Annotated in this window: 26 protein-coding genes; 15 read left to right on the top strand and 11 right to left on the bottom strand. The window is 58.2% G+C overall.

Annotated elements, in window-relative coordinates; translation table 11 throughout:
• Positions 1-18 precede the first annotated feature (18 nt).
• Complete coding sequence (rpsU, locus tag ACOBR2_RS20680) at positions 19-216, bottom strand: 30S ribosomal protein S21 (RefSeq protein ID WP_105487551.1); 198 nt, start codon at positions 214-216, stop codon at positions 19-21.
• Positions 217-552: 336 nt separating this feature from the next.
• Between rpsU and ACOBR2_RS20685 the strand changes: the two genes are divergently transcribed.
• Together ACOBR2_RS20685 and ACOBR2_RS20690 are read left to right on the top strand one after the other, a co-directional pair.
• Positions 553-1,080 carry a gamma carbonic anhydrase family protein gene (locus tag ACOBR2_RS20685; RefSeq protein WP_420237975.1) on the top strand — a complete coding sequence of 176 codons (528 nt, stop codon included), beginning with the start codon at positions 553-555 and terminating at the stop codon, positions 1,078-1,080.
• Entirely contained in the window at positions 1,077-1,697 is a 621-nt protein-coding gene (locus ACOBR2_RS20690) for an exonuclease domain-containing protein (RefSeq protein WP_420237976.1), read from the top strand. Before ACOBR2_RS20685 ends, ACOBR2_RS20690 begins: the two co-directional genes overlap by 4 nt.
• 214 nt (positions 1,698-1,911) lie before the next feature.
• Here the strand turns inward: ACOBR2_RS20690 and ACOBR2_RS20695 are convergent, their stop codons facing one another.
• Positions 1,912-2,088, bottom strand: coding sequence for a hypothetical protein (locus tag ACOBR2_RS20695; RefSeq protein WP_420237977.1), 177 nt, complete (start codon positions 2,086-2,088; stop codon positions 1,912-1,914).
• Positions 2,088-2,492 carry a DUF6677 family protein gene (locus ACOBR2_RS20700; RefSeq protein ID WP_420237978.1) on the bottom strand — a complete coding sequence of 135 codons (405 nt, stop codon included), beginning with the start codon at positions 2,490-2,492 and terminating at the stop codon, positions 2,088-2,090. The genes ACOBR2_RS20695 and ACOBR2_RS20700 overlap by 1 nt, the downstream gene beginning before the upstream one ends.
• A gap of 174 nt (positions 2,493-2,666) precedes the next feature.
• On the opposite strand from ACOBR2_RS20700, the gene ACOBR2_RS20705 reads away from it, so the two are divergent.
• The 4 genes from ACOBR2_RS20705 to ACOBR2_RS20720 all read left to right on the top strand — a co-directional run bounded on the left by ACOBR2_RS20705 (position 2,667) and on the right by ACOBR2_RS20720 (position 5,192).
• A complete protein-coding gene (locus ACOBR2_RS20705) occupies positions 2,667-3,143 on the top strand; it encodes a hypothetical protein (protein ID WP_420237979.1) in 477 nt (158 codons plus the stop codon).
• The gene (locus ACOBR2_RS20710; RefSeq protein WP_420237980.1) at positions 3,140-3,628 is read left to right on the top strand and encodes a hypothetical protein; all 489 of its coding nucleotides are present in this window, start codon (positions 3,140-3,142) and stop codon (positions 3,626-3,628) included. Before ACOBR2_RS20705 ends, ACOBR2_RS20710 begins: the two co-directional genes overlap by 4 nt.
• 17 nt (positions 3,629-3,645) lie before the next feature.
• Entirely contained in the window at positions 3,646-4,236 is a 591-nt protein-coding gene (gene ruvA / locus ACOBR2_RS20715; protein ID WP_420237981.1) for a Holliday junction branch migration protein RuvA, read from the top strand.
• 533 nt (positions 4,237-4,769) lie between these two features.
• Positions 4,770-5,192: a c-type cytochrome gene (locus ACOBR2_RS20720; RefSeq protein ID WP_420237982.1), complete on the top strand. Its 423-nt coding sequence runs from the start codon at positions 4,770-4,772 to the stop codon at positions 5,190-5,192.
• Positions 5,193-5,277: 85 nt separating this feature from the next.
• Here ACOBR2_RS20720 and ACOBR2_RS20725 read toward each other — a convergent pair whose 3' ends face one another.
• The gene (locus tag ACOBR2_RS20725; protein WP_420237983.1) at positions 5,278-6,627 is read right to left on the bottom strand and encodes a polysaccharide deacetylase family protein; all 1,350 of its coding nucleotides are present in this window, start codon (positions 6,625-6,627) and stop codon (positions 5,278-5,280) included.
• A 97-nt stretch (positions 6,628-6,724) separates the two neighbouring features.
• Between ACOBR2_RS20725 and lipA the strand changes: the two genes are divergently transcribed.
• Complete coding sequence (lipA, locus tag ACOBR2_RS20730; protein ID WP_420237984.1) at positions 6,725-7,633, top strand: lipoyl synthase; 909 nt, start codon at positions 6,725-6,727, stop codon at positions 7,631-7,633.
• Positions 7,634-7,853: 220 nt separating this feature from the next.
• Here the strand turns inward: lipA and ACOBR2_RS20735 are convergent, their stop codons facing one another.
• Positions 7,854-8,141 carry a ribbon-helix-helix protein, CopG family gene (locus ACOBR2_RS20735; protein ID WP_420237985.1) on the bottom strand — a complete coding sequence of 96 codons (288 nt, stop codon included), beginning with the start codon at positions 8,139-8,141 and terminating at the stop codon, positions 7,854-7,856.
• 198 nt (positions 8,142-8,339) lie between these two features.
• Here ACOBR2_RS20735 and frr point away from each other — a divergent pair, with 198 nt between their 5' ends.
• Positions 8,340-8,927: a ribosome recycling factor gene (gene frr, locus ACOBR2_RS20740; RefSeq protein ID WP_420237986.1), complete on the top strand. Its 588-nt coding sequence runs from the start codon at positions 8,340-8,342 to the stop codon at positions 8,925-8,927.
• Between the two features lie 147 nt (positions 8,928-9,074).
• On the opposite strand, the gene gcvT is transcribed toward frr, so the two are convergent.
• On the bottom strand, positions 9,075-10,232 hold the full coding sequence (gene gcvT, locus ACOBR2_RS20745) for a glycine cleavage system aminomethyltransferase GcvT (protein WP_420237987.1): 1,158 nt from the start codon (positions 10,230-10,232) through the stop codon (positions 9,075-9,077).
• 113 nt (positions 10,233-10,345) lie between these two features.
• Between gcvT and ACOBR2_RS20750 the strand changes: the two genes are divergently transcribed.
• Together ACOBR2_RS20750 and ACOBR2_RS20755 are read left to right on the top strand one after the other, a co-directional pair.
• Positions 10,346-10,546: a hypothetical protein gene (locus tag ACOBR2_RS20750; protein WP_420237988.1), complete on the top strand. Its 201-nt coding sequence runs from the start codon at positions 10,346-10,348 to the stop codon at positions 10,544-10,546.
• Positions 10,547-10,636: 90 nt separating this feature from the next.
• On the top strand, positions 10,637-10,813 hold the full coding sequence (locus tag ACOBR2_RS20755; protein WP_420237989.1) for a hypothetical protein: 177 nt from the start codon (positions 10,637-10,639) through the stop codon (positions 10,811-10,813).
• Positions 10,814-11,008: 195 nt separating this feature from the next.
• On the opposite strand, the gene ACOBR2_RS20760 is transcribed toward ACOBR2_RS20755, so the two are convergent.
• Positions 11,009-11,419 (bottom strand): hypothetical protein, encoded by a 411-nt coding sequence (locus tag ACOBR2_RS20760; protein ID WP_420237990.1) that lies wholly within the window; start codon positions 11,417-11,419, stop codon positions 11,009-11,011.
• 134 nt (positions 11,420-11,553) lie between these two features.
• On the opposite strand from ACOBR2_RS20760, the gene ACOBR2_RS20765 reads away from it, so the two are divergent.
• The 3 genes from ACOBR2_RS20765 to ACOBR2_RS20775 all read left to right on the top strand — a co-directional run bounded on the left by ACOBR2_RS20765 (position 11,554) and on the right by ACOBR2_RS20775 (position 13,487).
• Positions 11,554-11,925 carry a hypothetical protein gene (locus tag ACOBR2_RS20765; RefSeq protein WP_420237991.1) on the top strand — a complete coding sequence of 124 codons (372 nt, stop codon included), beginning with the start codon at positions 11,554-11,556 and terminating at the stop codon, positions 11,923-11,925.
• Positions 11,926-11,992: 67 nt separating this feature from the next.
• Positions 11,993-12,532, top strand: coding sequence for a Uma2 family endonuclease (locus tag ACOBR2_RS20770; RefSeq protein ID WP_420237992.1), 540 nt, complete (start codon positions 11,993-11,995; stop codon positions 12,530-12,532).
• Positions 12,533-13,172: 640 nt separating this feature from the next.
• Positions 13,173-13,487, top strand: a complete 315-nt coding sequence (locus ACOBR2_RS20775) for a hypothetical protein (protein WP_420237993.1) — start codon at positions 13,173-13,175, stop codon at positions 13,485-13,487.
• Positions 13,488-13,595: 108 nt separating this feature from the next.
• Here the strand turns inward: ACOBR2_RS20775 and aspS are convergent, their stop codons facing one another.
• From aspS to ACOBR2_RS20795, 4 genes are all read right to left on the bottom strand, one after another.
• Positions 13,596-15,473 (bottom strand): aspartate--tRNA ligase, encoded by a 1,878-nt coding sequence (gene aspS, locus ACOBR2_RS20780; protein ID WP_420237994.1) that lies wholly within the window; start codon positions 15,471-15,473, stop codon positions 13,596-13,598.
• A gap of 51 nt (positions 15,474-15,524) precedes the next feature.
• Entirely contained in the window at positions 15,525-16,835 is a 1,311-nt protein-coding gene (gene hisS / locus ACOBR2_RS20785) for a histidine--tRNA ligase (protein ID WP_420237995.1), read from the bottom strand.
• 391 nt (positions 16,836-17,226) lie between these two features.
• A complete protein-coding gene (locus ACOBR2_RS20790; protein ID WP_420237996.1) occupies positions 17,227-18,465 on the bottom strand; it encodes an ROK family protein in 1,239 nt (412 codons plus the stop codon).
• Between the two features lie 373 nt (positions 18,466-18,838).
• The gene (locus ACOBR2_RS20795; RefSeq protein WP_420237997.1) at positions 18,839-18,985 is read right to left on the bottom strand and encodes a hypothetical protein; all 147 of its coding nucleotides are present in this window, start codon (positions 18,983-18,985) and stop codon (positions 18,839-18,841) included.
• Between the two features lie 169 nt (positions 18,986-19,154).
• On the opposite strand from ACOBR2_RS20795, the gene ACOBR2_RS20800 reads away from it, so the two are divergent.
• Positions 19,155-20,549 (top strand): DNA polymerase Y family protein, encoded by a 1,395-nt coding sequence (locus tag ACOBR2_RS20800; RefSeq protein WP_420237998.1) that lies wholly within the window; start codon positions 19,155-19,157, stop codon positions 20,547-20,549.
• A gap of 349 nt (positions 20,550-20,898) precedes the next feature.
• Entirely contained in the window at positions 20,899-22,491 is a 1,593-nt protein-coding gene (locus ACOBR2_RS20805; RefSeq protein ID WP_420237999.1) for a DHA2 family efflux MFS transporter permease subunit, read from the top strand.
• Positions 22,492-22,575 lie beyond the last annotated feature (84 nt).

Here is a 22,575-nt window from a genome sequence, read left to right on the forward strand (position 1 = left end):
CATCGCATGGTACAGAACTTAGTCCTGTTCCTTGCGGGCCTTTTTACGATTCCGCTTGCGCGCCAATGCAGCCTTGACGCGACGCTTTTCACCGGGCTTCAGGTAGTAGGAATGACGCTTGACTTCCTTGATGATGTCTTCCTGCTGAACCTTGCGCTTAAACCGGCGCAGAGCGTTTTCGAGCGGCTCGCCTTCTTGTACGCGAACCTCTGCCAAAGTTGAAACACCTCCAAACCTGCCAGGGGGGCTACCTTCTAAGCATATCCCAGTTGCTACAAACCGTCACCGTAACCATTGGGGGGATTTTTTGCTCAGAGCTCATTTTCTTCCAGATGCGCACAAAAAAATGTGCAGAGTGAGCGCCGGGGCAGCCTTGTCGCATTGAATCCAAAAACAAATCCGTTCCCGTATCCTCTTTTATCCTCCGGAAACACCCCTCCGATTGGCTGTTTTACCCTGTAAGCAGGCTTTTCCTGTGGGCAGAGGTTTGGCTCTGCTGCAGGGCAAAGCCAGAGAGTGCATACGGCATCGCGTTTGGAGGTTGAACAGAAGATGATTCGTAGTTACCGGGGAATCATTCCCCAGATTGCAGAAAGTTGTTATATCGATCTTTCGGCCCAGGTGATCGGCGACGTGGTGCTGGGCGAGCGCTCCTCGGTGTGGATGAACGCCGTCGTGCGCGGCGATGTAAATGCCATTCGCATCGGTTCGCACTCCAATGTGCAGGATTGCGCTGTTTTGCATGGCCAGCGCTACAAATATCCGGTAATTGTTGGCGACTGGGTGACGATTGGCCACAACGCCACCGTCCACGGCTGCACCATTGAAGATAATGTGCTGATCGGCATGGGGGCGCGGGTGCTGAACAACAGCCGCATCGGCACGGGTTCGATCATCGCCGCCGGTTCCGTGGTGCCGGAAAACACGATTGTGCCGCCCCGGACGCTGTGGGCGGGCATTCCGGCCAAACAGCGTCGTGAGCTTACCGACAAGGATTTTGAACAGATCAAGGAATACGCAACCAACTATCTGGACTACGTAGACGAGTACCGGAAGGAAGCGAAGGCAGAGGGCCAGTGAGGAAATTCGATTTTTGTGTGGTGGACGTGGAGACAGCGAACCAGAGCCGCCACAGTATTTGCCAGATCGGCGTGGCCTGCTTTCAGGCGGGAAAAATGGTGGAGAGCTGGCAGTCGCTGGTGGATCCCGAGGAACCCTTCAACGGCTTTAACGTGGCGCTGCACGGCATTAGTCCGGAGCTGGTCGCCGGTGCGCCGAACTGGAGCGGAGTCTTTCCGGAGGTGGTGCGGCTGTTGGAAGGCGAGGCCGTGGCCAGTCATACGGATTTTGATCGCGCGGCCCTCACATTAGCCTGCGAGAAGGCGCAACTCGAGCCAGTGGTCTACGGCAAATGGCTGGATACCTGCCGGCTGGCGCGGGCTGCCTTTCCGGAAACGCCCAACCACAAGCTGACCACGCTGGCCCGCTGCTTTTCCATCCACTACAAGGCGCACGATGCGCTGGAAGATGCGCGGGTGGCAGGCATGGTTCTGGCCATGGCGCTGGAGCGGCGCGGGGTAAGCGTGGCCGAACTGCTGGCTATGCCGGTGCGGCACATCGGCTCGTTTCCCGGCGACAAGACGGAAGCACCCCGCAAGCGCGCCCACGCCTTCCAGCTCCGGACGAAGGCTTTTTAAAGCGAAACCAGAGTAACTGTGCCCTGTTGAACTTTGTGCAGGGTTGCCGCTCTCTGATGGTCGCGTCAACTTGGGCGCTGTGGTTTCGGGATGCATCAACTCTGGTTTCGCTATAAGCCCAAAATGCCTCTGCCATCTTTCCAAATGGAAAGATGGCAGAGAAAAGATAGAAATCTTTCGAGAAAAATCTAGAAGGCTGTGCCTGAATTTCGCTTTAGCGGGCGATCAGGAACATCAGCCAGCTGAGCACAACCGCCGCGCCCACAAAGCAGACAAAGCAGTAGATGCCGTAGCGCAGCATCTTCCGGGGCGTATCGCGCTGGGTGATGCCAAAGACCGTCGCGGCAAACAGGGCAAAGAGCAGGACTGCGGTAAAGTGTGAGGGATGCATTAGCTCTGCTTCCTCCCGGTGCGCAGGTTGTGCGCATCCACGGCGGCAATCACGTTCAGCAGACCGGCCACCACGATAAACATGGTGCCATAGTCGCCGGTGGTCACCGTCACCTGATCTGCGCCCAGGCCGAAGATGCGGCTGGCGAGAAAGAGCAGACCGGTGCCCAGGTCGCCGGCCAGACGCAGAACGTCCAGAACGTCGGCTACGCCGGTGTAGAGCTTGCCCTGCATCAGCAATCCGCAGACGAACATGCTGACGATGGCAACAAACAGCAGCGTGCCACGGCCCCACTTGCGCAGCAGGAAGTGTCCTGCGCCCGGTACCAGCCAGCCCGCAATCAGAGGCAGATAAACAAAGCCCTGCGCGGGGGCGGGAACAATCTTGTTCGCTTCAGTGCCCATACCTTTTTGACTATACCGCACTTGGGGGAGTGCTTGTGCTGCACTTCCCAACCCCTTCTACGACTCCGAAGAGCCATAGACTCCGGTACGCAGAGTACGGCGGAAGAGTTCAACGGACCCACCCCTGATTCTGGGGTAAAATTCAGCCATCGGCTCTGAGAGAAAGAAGCCTGCATGACTGTAAGCGATTGGATTTCGATTGTCGGAACCGTTGCAAGCATCATCGGTTTGATCGTCAGTTGGTTTGCATGGAGGCAAGCCAAAGGGGCGAAAAAGGCGGCTGAAGAAGCATCCAGTGCCGTAAAGGCCAGAGATACCGCACACGAATTCTCTAAACTGGCAACGGACGCCAAGGATTTGTTGGCGGCGGTTCAAGGCGAACAGAAAGAGCTTGCGATTGCTGCCGCGAATGATCTGACTCACCTGCTAGCGATAGCTGTTTCCAGACGCGCATCCTATCTGCCACAAGAGTTTGATCCTGACCTTTACATCAGTAATCTGCAGAGAATCAGTCGATCGATTGGGAGCGAAGGATTCGCAGATGATCTGCGAAAAAAGAACCAACTTCTTGATCGCTGTCATCAGATTCATCGGTCATTATGCGGCATTGCTGGAGTTGTCGAACGCTACACGGAGGAGAGGGACAAATGAACTCGCAGATTGAAATGAGTGAATCCGCAGCCCTTGCGAGCAAGCTGATTGAGCGCACGCGGGAACGAAAGCTCAAGTGGGAAGTTGCTAATCCGTCTCTCGGCTTTGCTGGAAAGTCAGACAACTCCGATGAGCCTGTTGAATCTGATCGTTTTGCAGCCCAGCTTCATGATCCAAACATGCAGGTCGTGATTGGACAAATCGCTAAGGAATTTCTTGTTTTTTCTTTGCTTGAGCGTGATCCGAGGTGGTCTGATCAATCTGTACTTACTGCGATAGGAGGTTTTGATCCTCCATTGGCGAAGGATAAAATCGTCCTAAAAGTATCCGTCGAAAAAGATCCTTCGTATGGCTACGACACGAAACAGGAACAGCAATTGGCCACACTTTTAATCGATCTCTATGAGCATGCTCGCAGGTCGGCACTCAAAATCGATGCTAGCGTTGAGAAAGCTCTTAGTTACCTGGATAGAATCGCTGGCTAAAAGGCAAATTTCATACGATGATCGCTCACTTGCGCGGCAAACTGATCGAGAAGCAGCCCGGCCAGGCCATTGTGGAGGCTGCGGGCGTTGGTTATGACGTCACCATCTCGGTGCCCACCTTTACGGCTCTGCCCAGTGTGGGCAACGAAGCCTCGCTCTACATCCACACCCAGGTCAGCGAAGACCAGATCGCCCTCTTCGGTTTTCTGGATCGCACGGAAAAACGCCTCTTTGAAAAGCTGATTACGGTGAGCGGCGTTGGTCCCAAGCTGGCCATCAAGATGCTCAGCGGCCTTTCTGTGGATCGCACCGTACAGGCCATCCGCGGGCAGGACCACGCCCAACTGACGCGCATTCCCGGCGTGGGAAAAAAGATGGCTGAGCGGCTTGTCGTTGAACTCAAAGACAAGCTCGATGATTTTGCCGTGGTTCCCGCAGCCCGCGTCGTGCGCGGTACCGCCGTCGACGATGTGCTCTCCGCTCTCGTCAACCTCGGCTACCAGCAGGCCGCCTCTGAAAAGGCCATTGAGCAGACCATCGCCAAGGAAAAGGAACTGGCCGACGACTTCGACGGCCTCTTCCGTGGCGCGCTGAAGGTGATCCGGTAAAAGACTGTCTCTGTTCAGCTCTGCCCGGAGTTTTTGCGTCCGGGCAGGGCTGAATCTGCGGCGGGAGAATCTCCCGCCAGCTGCACGGAAACAGCTTATATTTATCCGCAGCGCACAAACTAGCTAAGGTTTGCACAATTCTCCCGCGCTCAACTTATAAATTGACTTATGTCGAAGCGGTAACCTCCGTAACTTTCGTTGAAAAGTGGAAGTATTTTATGAGGACAAGTCGTTTATATATAATAACTTAATGAGGATAAATAAAAAGATGCTAACGCTGTATAGATGTCGGGTAATCGTAAAAAATCACTAACTACAAAGGTAACGTCGTGTTGTTAGTGGTGTGACTGCTGTCACCGATTGACTTATAAAACACGAGCAAACTCTCAAACGGAATATAGCTTTTTCGGAAGCGGTGTAGGCCGGAAGGATGCTCTTAAGTACCTTTTTCATCAAGGAAAAGGTGCGCAGGAATGCATTCGAAAAGTCTATACATCTTCCGAAAGTGCTCTAAGTCCGGAACCGAGGATTTTATGTTTAAGTCTCTTCTCGTTTTGTCGGCATCGCTTCTCTTTTTGGCCACCGCGGCGCTTGCCGCAGATGAGTCGGCCGGTACGCTCCATCTTCAGGTTGCACGCACCAGTGCTGTGGATGGACAGCAGATGTACGCAAGTTATTGCGCGTCGTGCCATGGCCTGGATGGGCGGGGAAATGAGTCGATGGCTGCTTCGCTGAAAAACCGTCCTTGCGACCTGACCAAACTTACCCGAAACAACAACGGCAAGTATCCCGACGCCCGTGTTTTTTCCGCCATTCAGTTTGGTGGCCAGCATGGACATGATATGCCTGCCTGGGGAAAGGCCATGGCGCATATGGACCATTCGAAGTCGAACAGCTCGGCCAATCTGCGTATCTACAACCTGGATCGCTATGTGCGTAGCCTGCAGCAGAACTAAGGCTCTGAACGCACGAGGTTGAACTTTATCCTCCGGGTTCCCAACTCCCTCAAGCGGGATCTGGGAACCCTGGAGGATACGTTGTTTAGTTACACAGCGTGTTCAGCTTGTCAAAGGGCTTGGGATCGAAGGGCGGATAAGGCAGACGCTTCGAATCCATGAACTGGTCGGGCAGCGTGCCGCCGTGCTCCAGGGCCGCATCCGGATCCAGCGCATACGCCGGATCACTTTCCACCTGCGCGAGCGATGCAAAGCTGAACCCCTCGCTCTTCAGTTCGGAAATCAGTTCCGGCAGCATGTGGGCGGTAAAGGCCGTCTCGTGCATCAGCAGCACATTGGGAATTTCATGGCCGAAGGCGATGATCTCTTCTTCGCGGCCTAGCTGAATGTACTCCTTGGCGTTGGCCAGATAGCTGTCGTGCAGCCACTGAATGGCAGAGGTATCGTTCTTCGCCAGACAACGTCCATAAGCAGAGTTCCAGGCGTAATCCTCAAAGTCGAGCGTCACCTGAGCCACATGGTAATCGTGATCTTTCAGCCAGTTGCGCACGGCGTGTCGCTTTTCCAGGGTGTTGCCTTCCCACAGATATGGATAACGGAACCAGCGCCAGTCGCGCAGCTGGCCGTACTGCGCCAGCGTCGGCTCATTTTTGGCCATGTCGGCCATGTAGGCTTCGGCCGTGACCTGCGTCAGGCCGGGATGCGACCATGTGTGGCTGCCGATGTTCATGCCGGTGTTGAGCCAGACGTGCAGGGCCTCAGCGGTGTCGGGATTGTTCTCCATACGCACGCCGTTCACAAATCCGTAAGTTCCTTCCATCTGAGCGGCTTTCAGCTCGGAGGACAGTTGAGTGGCTACCTGGGTGCGGGTAAGTCCGGGCACGGCGTTGCCGGCGGCGGGCAGATCGTCGAAGGTGAGCGCCACCACGGGATGCGCCGCCAGATCGAGCGCAATCGGAGCACCCCAGATGGCCCATGTCTGCTTGGCGATCAGCCATTTGCCGTCGGCTGTGCGTTGGTACTCGGTGGTGTAGCCGCCTTGAATCATCTGTCGTTTGCCGTCGGCGCGGCTGGTCAGCAGCTCGCGATATTGACCCGCGTCGGTGGCCTTGTCGTCCGCTACGGTTACCTTGCTCAGGAAGAAGAGAATCCGGCTGTCGTAGGTCGCGGTCCCCGTCGTGTAGAGCTTGCGCAGCGCATCCGTGCCCTGCACAGTGCTTCCGTCCGGCTGGAGGAAGACGGCGTTGGGGGCGTAGGCGGCAACGGAGGCTTCCACCTGCTTGGAGCGCAGGTTATCTGCCCATTGCAGGCGCAGTGTGGCAAAGACCGGATCTTCTTTAGCCGTAGCGGGTTTGGCTGCAGCGGGCGCATACGACGACTGCGCAAAGGCGGTAGCGCCCATCACCAGGACCAGAATCAGGAAAAATTTGCGCATTGCGATCGACCTCCATGCTTCTGCAATCAACATTGTAGGTTGTGTCGCACGCGGGGCCGGGTGGAGTCCGCATCCCGCCAGCCGGTACAATGAACCTATGGAACTGGTACAGATCGAAGCCGTGCGCAAAACCCCCACGCCCAAGCCCGAGTGGCTGAAAGCCCGCGCCCCGGTGGGCGAAAACTACCACGACCTGAAGCGTCTGGCCCGCGGCCTGAATCTGAACACCGTCTGCGAGAGCGCCCACTGCCCCAATATTGGCGAGTGCTGGCACCACAAGACGGCCACCTTCATGCTGCTGGGCAACACCTGCACCCGGCGCTGCGGCTTTTGCGCCGTGCCCAAGGGCCGTCCTACCGAGCCTATAGACTTGGACGAACCTCGCCGCGTGGCGGAAGCCGTGGCCACCCTCGGTCTGGAGTACGCCGTGCTGACCAGTGTGGACCGCGACGACGATCTGATGGGCGGCGCGCGCGTTTTTGCCATGGCCATCGAGGAGATTCGCAAGCAAGCGCCCAGTTGCAAGATCGAAGTGCTGATTCCCGACTTTCAGGGCGATGCCGAGTGCATTCGCACGGTGGTCGAAGCCCGGCCCGAGGTGCTGAACCACAACATCGAGTCCGTGCCCCGGCTCTACCCGGCAGTGCGGGCAGGCGCACGCTATAAGCGTTCTCTTGAGTTACTGCGCTACGCCAAGGAGTTGCGCCCCTCATGCGTTACCAAGACCGGCGTGATGGTGGGCATTGGCGAGGAAACCAGCGAACTGCTGGAGGTCTTCCGCGATCTGGCCGCCGTTGGCTGCGACATTCTGACCATCGGCCAGTACCTGCGCCCCTCACGCAACCAGCTGCCCATGACGCGGCTCTATACGCCGGGCGAGTTTGCGCACCTGAAGACCGAGGCGCTCAAGATGGGCTTCAAACACGTTGAGTCGGGTCCGCTGGTGCGCTCCAGTTACCACGCCCACGAACAGGCGGCTTCGACCGGATTGACGGAACTGAGCTGATTTTTTTGCGAGGGTTTGATCCGGCCCAAATGATCAGTGTCGTGCTTTCCCACCCTAGCCGCAAAAACAAAGGCGCGGCGAGGGTGGGGCACCCAGGTTTCTGTGAACCCTTCAACCGGAAGGGTTCCAAGGAACCTCTGATCAAGGCGTTGTTTTGAAAGGGCACGGCTTCAGCCGTGCCGCAAGCTCAGTAAAATGAGTAGGCTTTAGCCTCGGGGCGCTAGCTTACGCCAGCCATTTCCTTTTCCGCGCGCATTTCGGCGCGAACTTCCTTCACCAACCGGGGAATGTCTTCTTCGGTGTAGCCGTGAGGGTTTCGTGTTTCTGCATACTTGTTCATCTCATCAAAGAGCGTAGAAATTCGGCGTTCTTCGTACGCCCGGAAGGTTTCGCGCATCAGTTCGCTGATGGTGCGGTTCTGGGCTTTGGCCAGGGCGATGGCTTTTTCGGCCATTTCGGGTGGCATGGAGATGGAAAAGACGCGGGAGCGGCGGTTGGAGGCAGGCATAGGCACCTCTGCAATACTTTGTATGCGATTGTCCTACAGCTTACCGCATAGTGCAATGGAAATCTGTGGCAACTTTGGTTCCTTGCTGGCCCATTTCCGCAGTACGATTTCTCAAATCCAACGGATCATTCCGTTTTCCCGACGGCTTTCTTTTGTAGAATATCCGTTGGCAGTCTTGGTCCACGGAGGAAGAATCCCATGGCAGTATCCATCATGGCCGGCATTCCGGCGCTTAAAGAACTCAACGGCGACCTCAAGCGGCGCATGGAACAGTCGGTAGCGGCCTTCCAGGCGGCTCTCGCTTCCACCCGCACCGGGCGCGCCAGCGTGCATATGCTGGACCAGGTGAAGGTGGACTACTACGGTACGCCGACCCCCATCAGCCAGATGGCCCAGGTGTCGTCGCCCGAGCCGCAGCTGATTACCATCGCTCCCTGGGATCCGCAGGTTCTCAAGGAGATTGAAAAGGCAATCCGCACCTCCGATCTGGGCCTGAATCCGATCACCGACGGCAAGATCGTCCGTGTGCCGGTTCCGCCCATGACCGAAGAGCGTCGCAAGGAAACCTGCAAGCAGTTGAACAAGGTCCTGGAAGAGTACCGCACGGCCATCCGCAACGTTCGCCGCGACGGCAACGACGTGCTCAAGAAGCTGGCCAAGGACAAGAAGGTCAGCGAGGACGAAGAAAAGCGCTCGCTCGAAGAGATCCAGAAGATGACCGATGAAGAGATCCGCCATATGGAGGATCTGTGCAAGAAGAAGGAAGCCGAAGTCATGCAGGTCTGAGCCTGTATCCTCTCTTCCGACTGGAAAACCAAAGACCCGCCCTCAGGGCGGGTCTTTGGTTTTGGGGCAAACTTTTGTAGCGCAAAACGGAAAGGCCCGGCAGGTTTCCCGCCGGGCCTTTCCTGAATCCCACAAAGCTCAAAAAAACTACTTCTTGGGGCGCTTGTAGAAGGGAATCGGGACCTGCTTGGCGCGCACCTTGTTGCCACGGACCTCAACGAACACGTCGGAGCCCGATTCGGCCACGGCTGCTGGAACCAGCGCGCAGGCGACGTTGGTCTTGAGAAAGGGCGAAGGAGAACCGGAGGTGATTGCGCCGATGGGTTGGCCATCGAGCGAGAGCACGGGGTACCCATCGCGACCGATGCCGCGCTCAACCATCTCCAGACCGACGATCTTGCGCTTCGGTCCGCCTGCGGCCTGCACTGCCAGCAGAGCTTCCTTGCCGATGAACTCCGGTTTGTCGAGCTTGAGCCAGCGGTTCAGGCCAGCTTCCAGCACGTTGATCTCTTCGCTGATCTCATGGCCATAGAGGCTCATGCCGGCTTCCAGACGCAGGGTGTTGCGGCAGCCCAGGCCGCAGGGGCGAATGCCGAACTCCTGGCCTGCTGTCAGCAGCTCGTTCCACATCTTCTCGGCGATCGGCACGGCGGAGGGCACATAAACCTCAAAGCCGTCTTCGCCGGAGTAGCCGGTGCGGGCAATCAGCACATTTTCAACGCCGGCAACTGTGCCAAAGGTGAACCAGTAGTTCTTGATGGCCGCCAGATCGACGGTGGTCAGCTTGCGCAGCGTCTCCAGCGCCTTGGGGCCCTGCACGGCAATCTGGGCGTAGCTGGCGGAGTCGTTGCTGATCGCAACGCCTTCCACCGTGCCCACATGCTGCTTGATCCAGGCAAAATCCTTGTCGGTGGTTCCGGCGTTCACCACCAGCAGGTAGTGGTCAGCGGCGATGCGGTGGACGAGAATGTCGTCCACAAAGCAGCCCGTGGGGGTAAGCAGTGCGGAGTAGTGCGCCTGCCCGTCGGCCAGCCGCGCGGCATCGTTCATGGTGATTTTCTGCACTGCAAGCAGGGCATTCTGGCCGCGGAAGTGGATCTCGCCCATGTGCGAGACGTCGAACAGGCCGACGCTGGTGCGTACGGCGTTGTGTTCGGCAATCAGGCCGCCGCCAACTCCGGGGTACTCGACGGGCATGTCCCAGCCGCCAAAGTCGACCATACGGGCCTTCAGAGCGCGGTGTGCGGCATTCAGGGGGGTCTTCTTCAGCGGGGTGGGCTGCAGGGGGGTCTGGTTTTCAGGCACGGGAAAGCCTTCCTTTCAACACTGTCTCTTCCACGATAGGAAGTGCTGCCCCACTGGGTCAAACTGCACGCGGTACGATGGAGGGAGTTCAACGTGGAAAGAGAGAACCTTTCATGCAACATGCGCGTGGATTTTTGATGATCGGGGCAGCGGCCGTCGCCTTCTGGAAGGCCTGGATGATTCACCAGATGATGCACCGTGGTCCGCAGGTGGGTCTGGCCGTGGGGTTGGGAGTGCTGGCCTTAGGCATGGCCGCCTGGCACTTTACGCAGAAACCGGCCGCGCCCAAGCCGTCGGCTGCGCCGCAAAAATAGAAGGCATTTCAGTCTGCGCGCAACATTTTTCTGCAACCCGCGTCTTTGTTAATACAGCCTGCTGCAAAGGCTGGTTTCAGGAGGTACGCGATGGTTCTGGCAGGGTTGAAGACGCAGATGCTCCTGCTTTTGCATGGTTACTGGCTACAGGTTGGCGGAACGCGTGGTGTGGAGCTGACCTGCGCGGCCATGGTCGCTGTCGGTCTGGTTCTTTGGGCCGTCAGTTGGCAGACGCAGCGCTCTGGACGAAGAAATCATTCGATTTAATACATTTGCCTGTATGCCCGAAAAAGATTCGGCGCGGAAGAGGCTATAAAAACGCCAACGGCCGGAACGATTCCCCGTTCCGGCCGTTGCTGTTTCTGTAAAAAGTTATGCGCTGCTGCCTACCTTCAGGCGCGGCCAACGGTCCCGCAGCACGAACAGCTGAGAGCTGAAAGCTGATGGCTGACAGCTGCTCTTTTACTTGCGTGCGGCGCGCAGGAATGAAGTGACGCTCAGATAGAAAAAGACCGCGATGACGATGACGCTGGAGATAAAGGTGCGATGGTCAGGGCCATGGGCGTAGCTCAGGCGGGTCTTCCAGAGGGTGGGTGCAAAGGCTACCACCGGCAGCAGAAAGAAGCTGCCCGTCACCTGCAACCAGACGATGGACCCAGCGCGTTTGGCGGAGCGGAAGAATCCGCCCACGCCCTGACGGGCGGCATAGCCCACGTTGCGGGCATTCTGTGTCGTGTTGCGGCTCTGGGCCGGGGCGGATGTGGCTGCGGGTGGACGAGCCTGCGTGGCCTCGCCAGTGAGTCGGCGTTCGGCGATGCGGCTAGCCACGCGCAGGCCCGTGCCCATAACGCGTCCGATAATTAAAGCTCTCATTCCGTTATGATGGTAGCAGCGATACGCAATCTGTTGATTCTTCCCACCCACCGGTTTTTCTTCTTGGATGGGCAATTTCAGCCGTCTGGGGTAGTTGCCCTGTGGCTGGAAGGGCAGTAAGGTAGAGGAATCAGGTGACAGGCCGCGCACTGTGGCCGTATCGCCGCCGTACTCTGGAGGCTGCCGTGACACCACGCATGCGAGAACTAATTCAACAACTCGGCGAAGCCATCCATGAGTCGGTCATTGAGAGCGAGCAGATTGCTGGCGTGGTGCAGGACATCCGCGAGCATGGCTTTGACGTTCTGCTGATGTTGGAGGCCACTATCGGCCTGAACGAGATCAGCGAGAAAGAGGTCGAGGCCCGGAACGATTCCGACTCCGACGAGCCCAACGCCTTTACGCAAAACGACATCAGCTTTCTGCGTTCGTTGCGCATCTCTATCGAGGGTGAAGACGACCTGCGCGAAAGCTCCAGCGGCGACAAAAGCTCCGACGAGGCATAGAACCGCCCTGCTGCACGGCAAAAAATCCTCTCTTTCTCCTGTCCCGATTCCGGCGCATACTGGAACCATGGCGACCATGCCCGCATCCGATTATGCCGAGCCCCTGATGACGGTTGAGGAGTACCTCGCGACCAGTTACCGGCCCGATTGCGACTATGTGGACGGACGCGTCGAGGAGCGGAACGTGGGCGAGTTCGATCACGGCTTGCTGCAAGCGCTATTGGGGCACATCTTCATAAGCCATTGCACCGAGTGGGGTGTGCGTGCGGTGACCGATGTGCGCACCCAGGTGAAGCTGACCCGCTACCGCTGTCCGGACCTTTCGGTTCTGCGTTCGGATGCTCCCAGAGAGCAGATCCTCACCCATCCACCACTGATCGCCATTGAGATTCTTTCGCCCGAAGACCGGTTGAGCCGCATGCAGGAGTGGATCGACGATTACCTTGCCTTCGGTATAGAGAACATCTGGATTCTGGACCCGGCTACCCGCCATGCATGGATCGCCGACCGCTTCGGGTTGCATCTGGCGTCGAGTGGCGAACTCACCGTCGAGGGCACGCCCATTCGCGTGGAGTTGTGCGCGCTGTTTGCAGAGCTGGACCGGTAAACTGTCCCGCTGAGCGCAACCTGCGCTGCAGTTCTCCGCAGCGGGGCAGAGAAGATTGCGGGACTCTCCATCTACGCATACGCAACGAATTTCATTCGACCCGGCTTTGTCGAACCAATCGATCTGTCGCCACACCCTTTGTGACTTATTTCAGGCGCTAATTTGCATTTTTGGTGCGCCGTTGAGTTTCCAGACAGTTTTTCCTATTTTCGGATTAGAATTGCTCTGCAATAGGTCAGCACCCGGTTTCTTTCGTCATCATTTCCTTTTACCTGTATCAGTTAGGCTAAATTCAGTGTCAATTGTTCAACCAGGTGTCAGGAGCGTGCCCCGGGAAGCTTGTCCTTTTTCCCGATTGGTTTAGAGCATTTTCGGAATGCACGTAGATTTTTTAATGGATGTGCAAGGTACCTTTTTCTTGAGGAAAAAGACACTTAGCATCCAGCTTTCGGTCTACACCTATTCCGAAAATGCTATAGCCGGCGAGTTCCCGTGAAAGGAGAACTGGATGTATCGCTACAAGTACATAAGAAGCTCTGTCTCCCTACGGTTTTTCCTGCTTTTGTTCAGCATTTGCCTCTTGGCAGGCGTTCCTTTGTTTGCGCAGGATGCGCCTTCTGGTGGAGGCGGTGGTGGGGGCATGGATTTTCCTGGTTCGCATGGCTATGCTTTTTCCGCGCTCGGCGGAGCCGTGTTGGGCGGAAGTCTGGGCGCGATCGGTGGCAGCTCATCGACCATTGCCAAATCCATGCTGCTGGGCAGCAGCTCGGTTTCAGCTCTGTATCTGCACTACCACCACGGCGATGAGCGGGAAGAGAATAAAAAGTACCTGTTCACTTACTCCATGTTCGGCGTTGGGCTTGGCTGGGCGGCGACCAATTCGGCAAAGGGCGCGGCAATTGGTGGCGCGGCGACATTTGGCATCGTGGCGTTGACCATTACGTTGCAGCCATAGAGCACAAGGCGCTCTGGAGCCTTGCCGGAAGCTGGTCGGCAATGGAATAAAAAATCCCCCTTTCCGCGCTGGCGGAGAAGGGGGATTTTTCTGCTTTGGTTCTGGTCTTTAGCTCTTGAGCTGGACCTTCAGATGCAGTTCCTTGAGCTGGGCTTCGGTCACCTGGGTGGGCGCTTCGGCCATCAGGTCAATCGCCTTGGCGGTTTTGGGGAAGGCGATTACCTCACGCAGGCTGGGTGCACCGGCCAGCAGCATGACGATGCGGTCCAGGCCAAGGGCAATGCCACCATGCGGCGGAGCGCCGTACTCCAGCGCTTCCAGGAAGAAGCCGAAGCGCATCTTGGCTTCTTCTTCGCTGATGCCGAGCGAGTCAAAGATCTGCTTCTGCACATCCTTGCGATGAATGCGGATGGAACCCGAACCCAGCTCCAGGCCGTTCATGGCCAGATCGTAGCAGTCGGCGCGAACGCTGGCCGGATCACTGACCAGATTGGCCATATCGGCTTCATACGGCGCGGTGAAGGGGTGGTGCGCCGGAACCCACTTGGTCGTCGCCTGATCGTACTCGAACATCGGGAAGTCAACGATCCAGACGGGCTGGAAGGCCTGCGCACCCTCCACCGGGTTCTGGGCGGTGGCCGTGTACGCGCCTTCCACTGCGGAAGCTGTCAGCTCGAAGGCCTTGTGGCGGTCGGCGTACTTTTTGGCCAGCTCTGAACGGAAGTTGCCGGCTGCCATGTAGATGTTGATCTCCCGCTCGCTCAGGCGGCCGGGGAACTTGGTGTCGCTGGCCTTGACCGGGTGGGCCGGGTCGCCCGCCACCACGATCACGAAGTCAGCATCGCCTGCGCCCACCAGCTCACGGACCTTGGCAGCCTGCTCCGGAAAGCCCTTGGCCAGGCGCTTGAAGTCGTCAATGAACTTGGCGCCCTTCTTCAGGTCGAACTGGGGGTGATTGTCTTCGCGATCCTTGCGGCTCAGCTCGCCCACATTCGGAATGCGCAGGGCAACGACGGGCAGGGCAGGGTCGATCTGCAACTTGCCCAGATCGTCGTCACTGAAGGCCGGACGCACGTCCACCAGACCGGGCAAACGCAGGTCGGGCTTGTCGGTGCCGTACTGGCGGATCGACTCATCGTAGGTGATGCGCGGGAAGGGCGTGGGCAGGTTGACGCCCGCAGCCTTGAAGCCAGCCGACAGGAACTTCTCCACCACGGCAAAGACATCTTCGCGGCGCGGGAAGCTCATCTCCAGATCGATCTGGGTAAACTCCAGCTGACGGTCGGCACGCAGATCTTCATCGCGGAAGCAGCGGGCTACCTGGAAGTAGCGATCGAAGCCGGAGATCATCAGAATCTGCTTGAAGAGCTGGGGCGACTGCGGCAGAGCGTAGAACTCGCCCGCATGCAGGCGGCTGGGCACCAGAAAGTCGCGCGCGCCCTCAGGCGTGGACTTGCAGAGGATCGGCGTTTCGATCTCCAGAAAGCCCTGCTGGCTGAGGTTGTCGCGGATGGCCAGCGTAATGTCATGGCGCAGGCGGAAGTTGCGCTGCATCTCAGGGCGGCGCAGGTCCACGTAGCGATACTTCAGACGCACTTCCTCGTTCTGAATGGCGTCTTCCGCCGGAGAGAAGGGAGCCAGACGCGTATCGTTCAGGATGCGAATCTCGGTGGCTTCAATCTCGATTTCGCCTGTGTCCATCTTGGGATTGATGGCGTCGGCCGCGCGCAGGCGAACCTTGCCAACGGCTGCCACCACGTACTCGGGTCGCACCTGCTCGCCCTTGGCGTGGCCTTCCGGCACCAGATCGTGGTCCAGCACGACCTGCGCAATGCCGGTGCGATCCCTCAGATCCAGAAAGATCAGGTTGCCGTGGTCACGACGGCGGTTGACCCAGCCCATCACTACCACTTGCTGGCCGGCGTGCGCAGCGCGCAGCTCACCACAAAGATGCGTCCGTTCAAGATTGCCTAGAAAATCGAGCACTGCTATCGTCCTTTGTCTAAACTTTTCTTTGTTGTGTATGGAAGCAGCAGCTTAGCGGGAGAGAAACTCCGCCAGCTCGGCGCGCGGAACCTTGGTTTGCGTGCCCGAGGAGAAATCCTTCACGGTAAGCATACCGGAAGCCAATTCGTCCTCGCCCAGAATCACAATACGCTTTGCGCACTTGTCGGCGGCTTCAAAACTCTTCTTCAGCCGGAAGCTGCCTTCGCCCAATTCGATCTTGAGTCCGGCACGGCGCAGCTCGCGGGCCAAAGCCAGACCAGCCGCGTTCAGCTTCTTCAACTGCTCGGCATTCTTGGCGTCGGCCATGGGAGCGATAAACGCGGCAATCTTCTCGACTGCCGTGGCTTCGGCTTCCTGCGCCTGCAGCGTCAGAACCAGACGGTCCAGACCGATGGCAAAACCGATGCCGGGAGCCTTGGGTCCGCCGATGTTCTCGCTCAGGCCGTCGTAGCGGCCGCCGCCCAGCAGGGCATTCTGCGCGCCCAGGCCGCCGTGCGTGAACTCGAAGGTGGTGCGGGTGTAGTAGTCCAGCCCGCGCACCAGACGGTGATTGCGGGTGTAGGGCACGTCCGCCGCATCCAGCGCGGCAATCACGGCGGCAAAGTGTTCTTTGGACTCTTCGTCGAGAGAATCGGCGATCTTAGGCAAAGTCTCGATGATCGGCTGATCCTCGGGCACCTTGCAGTCCAGCACACGCAGCGGATTCAGCTCCGCACGGCGCTGGCAGTCGGGGCACATCTTGTCCTTGACCGGCTGCAGAGCGGCGCGCAGAGCGGCGTTATAGCGCTCGCGGTCGGCGGAGGATCCTACCGAGTTGATGTTCAGCGTCCAGCCGCTAATGCCCAGCTCATCGAGCAGGGTGGATAGCATTTCCAGCACTTCCGCGTCGCGCAGAGGGCTTTCGCTGCCTGCGGACTGCGGGCCGATGACCTCGGCGCCGACCTGGAAGAACTGGCGATAGCGGCCCTTCTGCGGGCGCTCACGACGGAACTGCGGTCCAATGTAATAGAGCTTCTGCAACTGGCCGGTCTCACCGAGCTTGTGCTCAATGTAGGCGCGCACCACACCGGCGGTGTTCTCGGGGCGCAGGGTCAGCTGTTGCGACTTCTCGCTCTGAGCGCGGGCCCGGTCCTCCCAGGTGTACATCTCTTTGCTGACGATGTCGGTCTCTTCGCCCACACCACGGGCAAAGAGCTGGGTGTCTTCAAAAATAGGGGTACGAATCTCGCCAAAGTGGTAGCGGGCAAAGACCGAACGGGCCGTGGCCTCAATGCGGTTCCAGAGCTCGGTTTCGGGGGGCAGCAGATCGCGCGTTCCGCGCACGGCTTTCAGGGTGCTCATAACCTTTTAGTCTAAATGGAGGGACGGCTTCCGGGAGAGGCAAAAGCGGGAGTTCCGGCAGGGTGCCTAAACAAGAACTGCCCAAATTTTGAGTTTTCTTGGGTATAAATGGGTATGCACGCGGCTTCGTGTGCGGAGGTACTTCCATGATGTTTCATGTGGTCCTGACCAACGACGAAGACGGTTGGATTGTGGCGGAATGTCCCGCCCTGCCCGGCTGCGTTTCGTAAGGGAAGACGGAACAGGAAGCCTTGCTGAATATTCAGGAAGCGATCAAAGGCTGGTTGTGGGCGGAAGATCAGAAAGCCTCGGAGAATCTTGGCGCGGGGAAGCTTCCTTCAGGGGCATGAATGCTCCCGCTCCCTCCCCGCTGCGGGCAACATCGCAGGGCTTACAGCCGGGGCGCACGGCCGCGCTGATCCTGCAGGGTGCTGAGGGGGCGGAAGTCGGACTGGCGGAAGAGCTGTTTGTGAAAAATCAGCGCCGCCGCTCCGCGCAGGCGGGCGACTTCGCCATCCAGAGTGGCCAGCAACTCGGGCGTTTGCGGACGGAAGGATTTGGCGATCAGCTGGCTTTCAAGCAGTGGCTTGATCCTTTGCCACAGTGCCGTGCAGTCGCCCACGATCAGCACTGCCTCCGGGGCCAGACCGGCAGAAAGAATCGTCAGGCCGTGGGCCAGGGAGTGCATCATGCGGTCGATGGAGCGCAACGCGTCCAGATCTTCCTTCAAGGCCAGATCTAGCAGTTGCTCAAAGCTGGTCAGATTGCTGTCGGGCACAATCTCCTTGTAGTAGCGCAGGCCGGCACGGTTGCTGGCAAACACCTCCCAGCAGCCGAAATTGCCGCAGCCACAGCGCGGGCCGCCTTCCATCAGCGGCATATGGCCGAATTCGCCAGCCATGCCGTTGCGTCCACGCAGGACGCGGCCATCCACCAGCAGACCGGTGCCAATGCCATCGGAGATGGAAACCGAAATCACATTCTGGGCCTCGCCCAGCTTGCCAAACCAGCGCTCGCCATACAGACCAGCGTTGGCGGCGTTGTCCATCTCCACCGGTTCGCCAAAGACCCTGACCAGTTCGCCGTACAGATCCACCCGCATCCACGGCGCATTGGGCGAAAACAGCAGCTGGTGGGTCTTCTGGTCCACACGGCCAGAAACGCTGACGCCCACCCCGTCAAACAGCAGGCTGGAAGCACGTTTGCGCAGCGCGCGGGCAACTTCCACGATCCTTTGCACCGCCAGGCTGGTTCCTTCCGGCGCACCCTCCTGCGCGGGCATGGCGATGGCTTCGCGTTCCAGCATTTTGCCGTTGATGTCGACCAGCGCCAGATTGGCCAGTGTAGGCCGCAGATCAATGGCCAGCACCACATGGCGCTCGTTGAGCATGACGAAGGTGGGCCGGCGGCCGCGGGGCAGGCGGCCCTGCGCTCCGGCTACCACCCAGCCCTCGTCGATCAGTTGTCCGATGATGACCGAGACGGTGCTGGGCTGCAGACCGCTGATGCGGGCCAGATCGGCACGGCTGACGGGCTGATTGCGGTGTATCGCCTGCAGAAGAAGATCCCGGTTGATCTCACGGGCGGTTTCGCTGGAAGCTACGTTGCTGTGGCGACTGGCGGAGGGCATATTTTTGCGCCTTTCATTTAAATTCAATCATTTCCAGCACTTGATGCCGGGTCCGGAGACTGCGCGGGTGCTCTGTGCGGCCTGTTTTCTGGCGCGAAAATGCAGACCTGCCCAGAGGACACATCCACTTTGAAAACTTGAGGATGCAGAAACAATATACCGAAGAAATGGGCCCAGGAGTGCCTTTCCACGCCCGAATGTGCAAGGAATGGGACGGCTCCTTTGGGATCCACGTAGCAATTTATATTGAAAAATCGGGATCAATCATGGAAGGAGGGGAAATGCAGTACTCCCCTGCGGTTGAGGGAAGGGAAATCTGCCTGCCGCAAGGTCCTTCAAGAAAGTGAAGCAATCTATCCTGCTCGCCCTACACTCAATGGCGATTGAACAGATCGTCCTCATCTTTGTGGGAACAGTCGGAGCACTTCAGGCAGCACGCCAGCAAAATGGTAATTCCTACGGTGACCAGCACCGAGAGCGCGCTTGCGTTAACCATGGACCATTGAAAAAGATGTTTCATGGTGTCACTCCCTTTCCATATTAATTAGACACTACTTACAAATTGTTAGACGAGAAAAGCGTGTAACAGATAGAGCGATTACTCCCATGAACACCATCGCGGGAAAAAAGTTCCATTTTTATCGATCTTTCTTGCCATAGAGAGAAGATAAGGCGAAAATAATCTTGACATGGAGAAGCCTTTCCCCAACCCGGCTGATCCCGACGAATTCTCCGGCGAAGTTGAAGAGGAGACGGCGGGGCTTGATGGGCTGACTTTTGCCGCGTCGCCTCTCCCGCAACCCGTACTTGACGTGCCGTATGTGAACTGGCTCTTTGTCGATCTGAACTCCTACTTTGCCTCGGTGGAGCAGGACGACCGGCCCGAGTTGCGGGGCCGTCCGGTGGGCGTGGTGCCCATGATGGCCGACTCCACCTGCTGCATTGCCGCCAGCTATGAGGCCAAGGCCTACGGCGTAAAAACCGGAACCCTGGTGGGCGACGCCAAAAAGATGTGCCCAGGGATGGTGTTTGTGGAGGCGCGACACGAAATCTATGTGAAGTACCACCACCGCATCGTCGAGGTGGTGGAAAGCTGCGTCCCGGTTTCGGCCGTCTGCTCCATCGACGAGATGGCCTGCCGACTGATTGGCCGGGAACGTCCCCTGCAGGCGGCTTTGGCTCTGGGCCAGAAGGTGAAGAAGAAGATTCTGGACGAGGTGGGGCCGATGATGCGCAGTTCGGTGGGACTGGCCCCCAACCGCTATCTGGCCAAGGTGGCCAGCGACATGGAAAAGCCCGACGGGTTGGTGGCGCTGACCCAGGATCTGCTGCCCACAGCCCTGCGCACGCTCGCCTTGCGTGATCTGCCCGGCATTGGCCGCCGCATGGAGCAGCGGCTGAACGAAAAGGGCATTCGCAGTATGGATGACCTGCTCTCACTGGCCAGTGACCGGGCGGGCGAGGTGTGGGGATCGGTGCTGGGCGAACGGCTTTGGCACTGGCTGCAGGGCGAAGACTTTGAGATGGCCGAAACCAGCCACATGAAGTCGCTCAGCCATCAGCATGTGCTGGCTCCCGAGATGCGCAATCCGGAGAAGGCTTGGGCGGTTGCACACAAACTGTTGCATAAAGCCGCCATGCGCCTGCGCACGAATCATCTGTGGGCTTCCAGCATTGGGTTGGCGATTGGCTTTGCCGTACCGCGTTCGATGAATCAGCCGGTCAGCCGCTACGGCGTGCCCACGCGCGGCTGGAAGAGCGATCTGCGCCTGAGCGAGTGCCGCGACAACGCCACCTTGATCGCTGCTCTCACCCGGCTCTGGCAGCAGCAGCCTACCGGCGCGGAATATGCACATCCTTACTTCATTGGCGTGCATCTGGGCGGACTGGTTCCGGACCATCTGCACACGCTCAATCTTTTTGAGGGGAGCGAGGAGGAGCAGAACCGTGCCAAATTACTGCAGACAATGGATGCGCTGAACCAGAAGTACGGCCTGAGCACGCTGGCTCCGGCCACCATGTTGGAAGCCTTCCGGGCCGCGCCTACGCGCATAGCTTTTCACAGTATTCCGGATCTGTTTTGAACGTTTTTCTGCGGCTTCTTCCCGCATGGCGAAAGCAGGGGTGCTTTGGCGCTACGAGGAGTAAAAATTCATGATCGCGGCCAAAGCTCTCAAATGCATTGGGATACAGCGACGGTTCTCCCAAAATGAGACGTGCGAGGAATGCCTTGCACCTTTTCGACGCATCGTGAATCCAATTTATGTCATCCTAGAGATGATCCTGAGTGCGGTGCTGGGTTCCCAGACGCACTTTTCACCGGAGCCTTTCTCTTCCCCGACAAGAGAGTGCATAATCCGGCCACAATGACACAAAATTTGGAGAAACCTGTTGTCTGAGCAGCAAACATCTGCGCGGACCGTGGAGCGGCGGATGGATAATCCGAATGTAGCAGTGTCCGCGCCCTGGAAACCGAGAGTAAATCCGTGGTTGATTGCCGCGACAGTGGCTTTGAGCGCCTTCATGGAGGTGCTCGATACATCCATTGCCAACGTGGCTCTGCCTCACATTGCCGGTTCGCTGGCCGCCAGTTCCGATGAAGGAACCTGGGTGCTGACCAGCTATCTGGTTTCGAACGCCATTGTGCTGCCTTTGGGTGGCTGGGCTTCGAGCGTGATGGGGCGCCGCAACTTCTTTGTTTTTTGCATTGTTATTTTTACAGTTGCCAGCTTTCTGTGTGGCGCGGCTCCCTCGTTGCCGCTTTTGCTCCTTTTCCGCGTGATTCAGGGCGCGGGTGGCGGCGGTATGCAGCCCATGGCGCAGGCCATCATGGCGGACAGCTTTGAACCGCAAAAGCGCGGTCAGGCCTTTGCTGTGTATGGTCTGGTGACGGTGCTTGCGCCTTCCATCGGACCTACGCTGGGTGGCTGGATTACCGACAACTTCAGCTGGCGCTGGATCTTCTTCATCAACATTCCGATCGGTATTGTGGCCTTCTTCCTGGTCATGCGCCTGGTTGAGGATCCGCCGTGGATCAAACCCGACCGTTCCCGCCTGCGCAATATGGACTTCATGGGTCTGGGCTTCCTGACCCTGGCCATGGGCGGACTGCAGATCATGCTCGACAAGGGCGAGGAAAATGACTGGTTCTCATCGCCTTTCATCTGCACCTTTGGCGCGCTCTTCGTGGTTGGCATTGTTGGCCTGATCGTATGGGAGTGGCGGCGCAAGGATCCGCTGATGAACCTGAAGCTCTTCCGCTTCAAGAACTTTGCCATCTGTTGCTTCCTGATGATGCTGGTGGGCGGACTGCTGAACGCCAACACCGTGCTGCAGCCACAGTTCATGCAGGGGCTGCTGGGCTGGACGGCCACCAGTGCCGGTATGGCATTGACCGCAGGTGGTGTGGTGCTGGTCTTCGTGATGCCCTTTGCCGGTTTCGCGGTGGGCAAGTTCTCGGCCCGTTCGCTCACGCTGTTCGGCTTCTCTCTGCTGGCTTTGGGCTTCTATGTCGCGGCCCATGTGACTTCGCTGGATATGACCTTCCAGCAGGCCTCGTGGTTGCGCGTCCTTATGCTGATGCCGGTGCCCTTTTGCTTTATTTCCATTACCACGGCGGCCTATGTGGGCATGCCTAAGGAAGAGAGCAACCAGGTTTCCGGCCTGATCAACTTCGCTCGTAACATCGGCGGCAGCATCCTGATTGCCATTACCGGCGCTCAGGTGACCAGCCGCGCCATGCACCACGAAATGTTGCTGCAGAATTCGATGCAACCCGGTACGCTGGCCTACTCCCAGCATATGCAGACCATGACCGGCTTCTTCTCCAGCCACTTTGGTTCGGCCAACGGAGCAGGAATGGCGCTGGCCAGCATCTATCAGCAGCTCAACCTGCAGGCCACAACCCAGGCCTATGTGGATGTGTACATGGAGCTGACCTACATGTCGCTGTTCATGGTGGCGTTGGCCTTCCTGCTTAGCAAGAACAAGCCCGGCGCGGGCACCGAGTCCGCTGCTGTTCACTAAACACTACGCAAAACCGCAAAGGCCGCAATGCTGCATTCGGGCATTGCGGCCTTTTGCTTTTTCGCCTCGTCCTGCTCGCATCGT

It is taken from the genome of Telmatobacter bradus (assembly GCF_048629425.1).
In the GTDB taxonomy this organism is placed as follows: Bacteria; Acidobacteriota; Terriglobia; order Terriglobales; family Acidobacteriaceae; genus Telmatobacter; species Telmatobacter bradus.

Coding starts and splice junctions, on each gene's coding strand:
- ACOBR2_RS20685 (WP_420237975.1), top strand. CDS start 553: ATGATTCGTAGTTACCGGGGAATCATTCCCCAGATTGCAGAAAGTTGT.
- ACOBR2_RS20695 (WP_420237977.1), bottom strand. CDS start 2,088: ATGCATCCCTCACACTTTACCGCAGTCCTGCTCTTTGCCCTGTTTGCC.
- ACOBR2_RS20700 (WP_420237978.1), bottom strand. CDS start 2,492: ATGGGCACTGAAGCGAACAAGATTGTTCCCGCCCCCGCGCAGGGCTTT.
- ACOBR2_RS20705 (WP_420237979.1), top strand. CDS start 2,667: ATGACTGTAAGCGATTGGATTTCGATTGTCGGAACCGTTGCAAGCATC.
- ACOBR2_RS20710 (WP_420237980.1), top strand. CDS start 3,140: ATGAACTCGCAGATTGAAATGAGTGAATCCGCAGCCCTTGCGAGCAAG.
- ruvA (WP_420237981.1), top strand. CDS start 3,646: ATGATCGCTCACTTGCGCGGCAAACTGATCGAGAAGCAGCCCGGCCAG.
- ACOBR2_RS20720 (WP_420237982.1), top strand. CDS start 4,770: ATGTTTAAGTCTCTTCTCGTTTTGTCGGCATCGCTTCTCTTTTTGGCC.
- ACOBR2_RS20725 (WP_420237983.1), bottom strand. CDS start 6,627: ATGCGCAAATTTTTCCTGATTCTGGTCCTGGTGATGGGCGCTACCGCC.
- lipA (WP_420237984.1), top strand. CDS start 6,725: ATGGAACTGGTACAGATCGAAGCCGTGCGCAAAACCCCCACGCCCAAG.
- ACOBR2_RS20735 (WP_420237985.1), bottom strand. CDS start 8,141: ATGCCTGCCTCCAACCGCCGCTCCCGCGTCTTTTCCATCTCCATGCCA.
- frr (WP_420237986.1), top strand. CDS start 8,340: ATGGCAGTATCCATCATGGCCGGCATTCCGGCGCTTAAAGAACTCAAC.
- ACOBR2_RS20750 (WP_420237988.1), top strand. CDS start 10,346: ATGCAACATGCGCGTGGATTTTTGATGATCGGGGCAGCGGCCGTCGCC.
- ACOBR2_RS20755 (WP_420237989.1), top strand. CDS start 10,637: ATGGTTCTGGCAGGGTTGAAGACGCAGATGCTCCTGCTTTTGCATGGT.
- ACOBR2_RS20760 (WP_420237990.1), bottom strand. CDS start 11,419: ATGAGAGCTTTAATTATCGGACGCGTTATGGGCACGGGCCTGCGCGTG.
- ACOBR2_RS20770 (WP_420237992.1), top strand. CDS start 11,993: ATGGCGACCATGCCCGCATCCGATTATGCCGAGCCCCTGATGACGGTT.
- ACOBR2_RS20775 (WP_420237993.1), top strand. CDS start 13,173: ATGGATTTTCCTGGTTCGCATGGCTATGCTTTTTCCGCGCTCGGCGGA.
- hisS (WP_420237995.1), bottom strand. CDS start 16,835: ATGAGCACCCTGAAAGCCGTGCGCGGAACGCGCGATCTGCTGCCCCCC.
- ACOBR2_RS20790 (WP_420237996.1), bottom strand. CDS start 18,465: ATGCCCTCCGCCAGTCGCCACAGCAACGTAGCTTCCAGCGAAACCGCC.
- ACOBR2_RS20795 (WP_420237997.1), bottom strand. CDS start 18,985: ATGAAACATCTTTTTCAATGGTCCATGGTTAACGCAAGCGCGCTCTCG.
- ACOBR2_RS20800 (WP_420237998.1), top strand. CDS start 19,155: ATGGAGAAGCCTTTCCCCAACCCGGCTGATCCCGACGAATTCTCCGGC.
- ACOBR2_RS20805 (WP_420237999.1), top strand. CDS start 20,899: ATGGATAATCCGAATGTAGCAGTGTCCGCGCCCTGGAAACCGAGAGTA.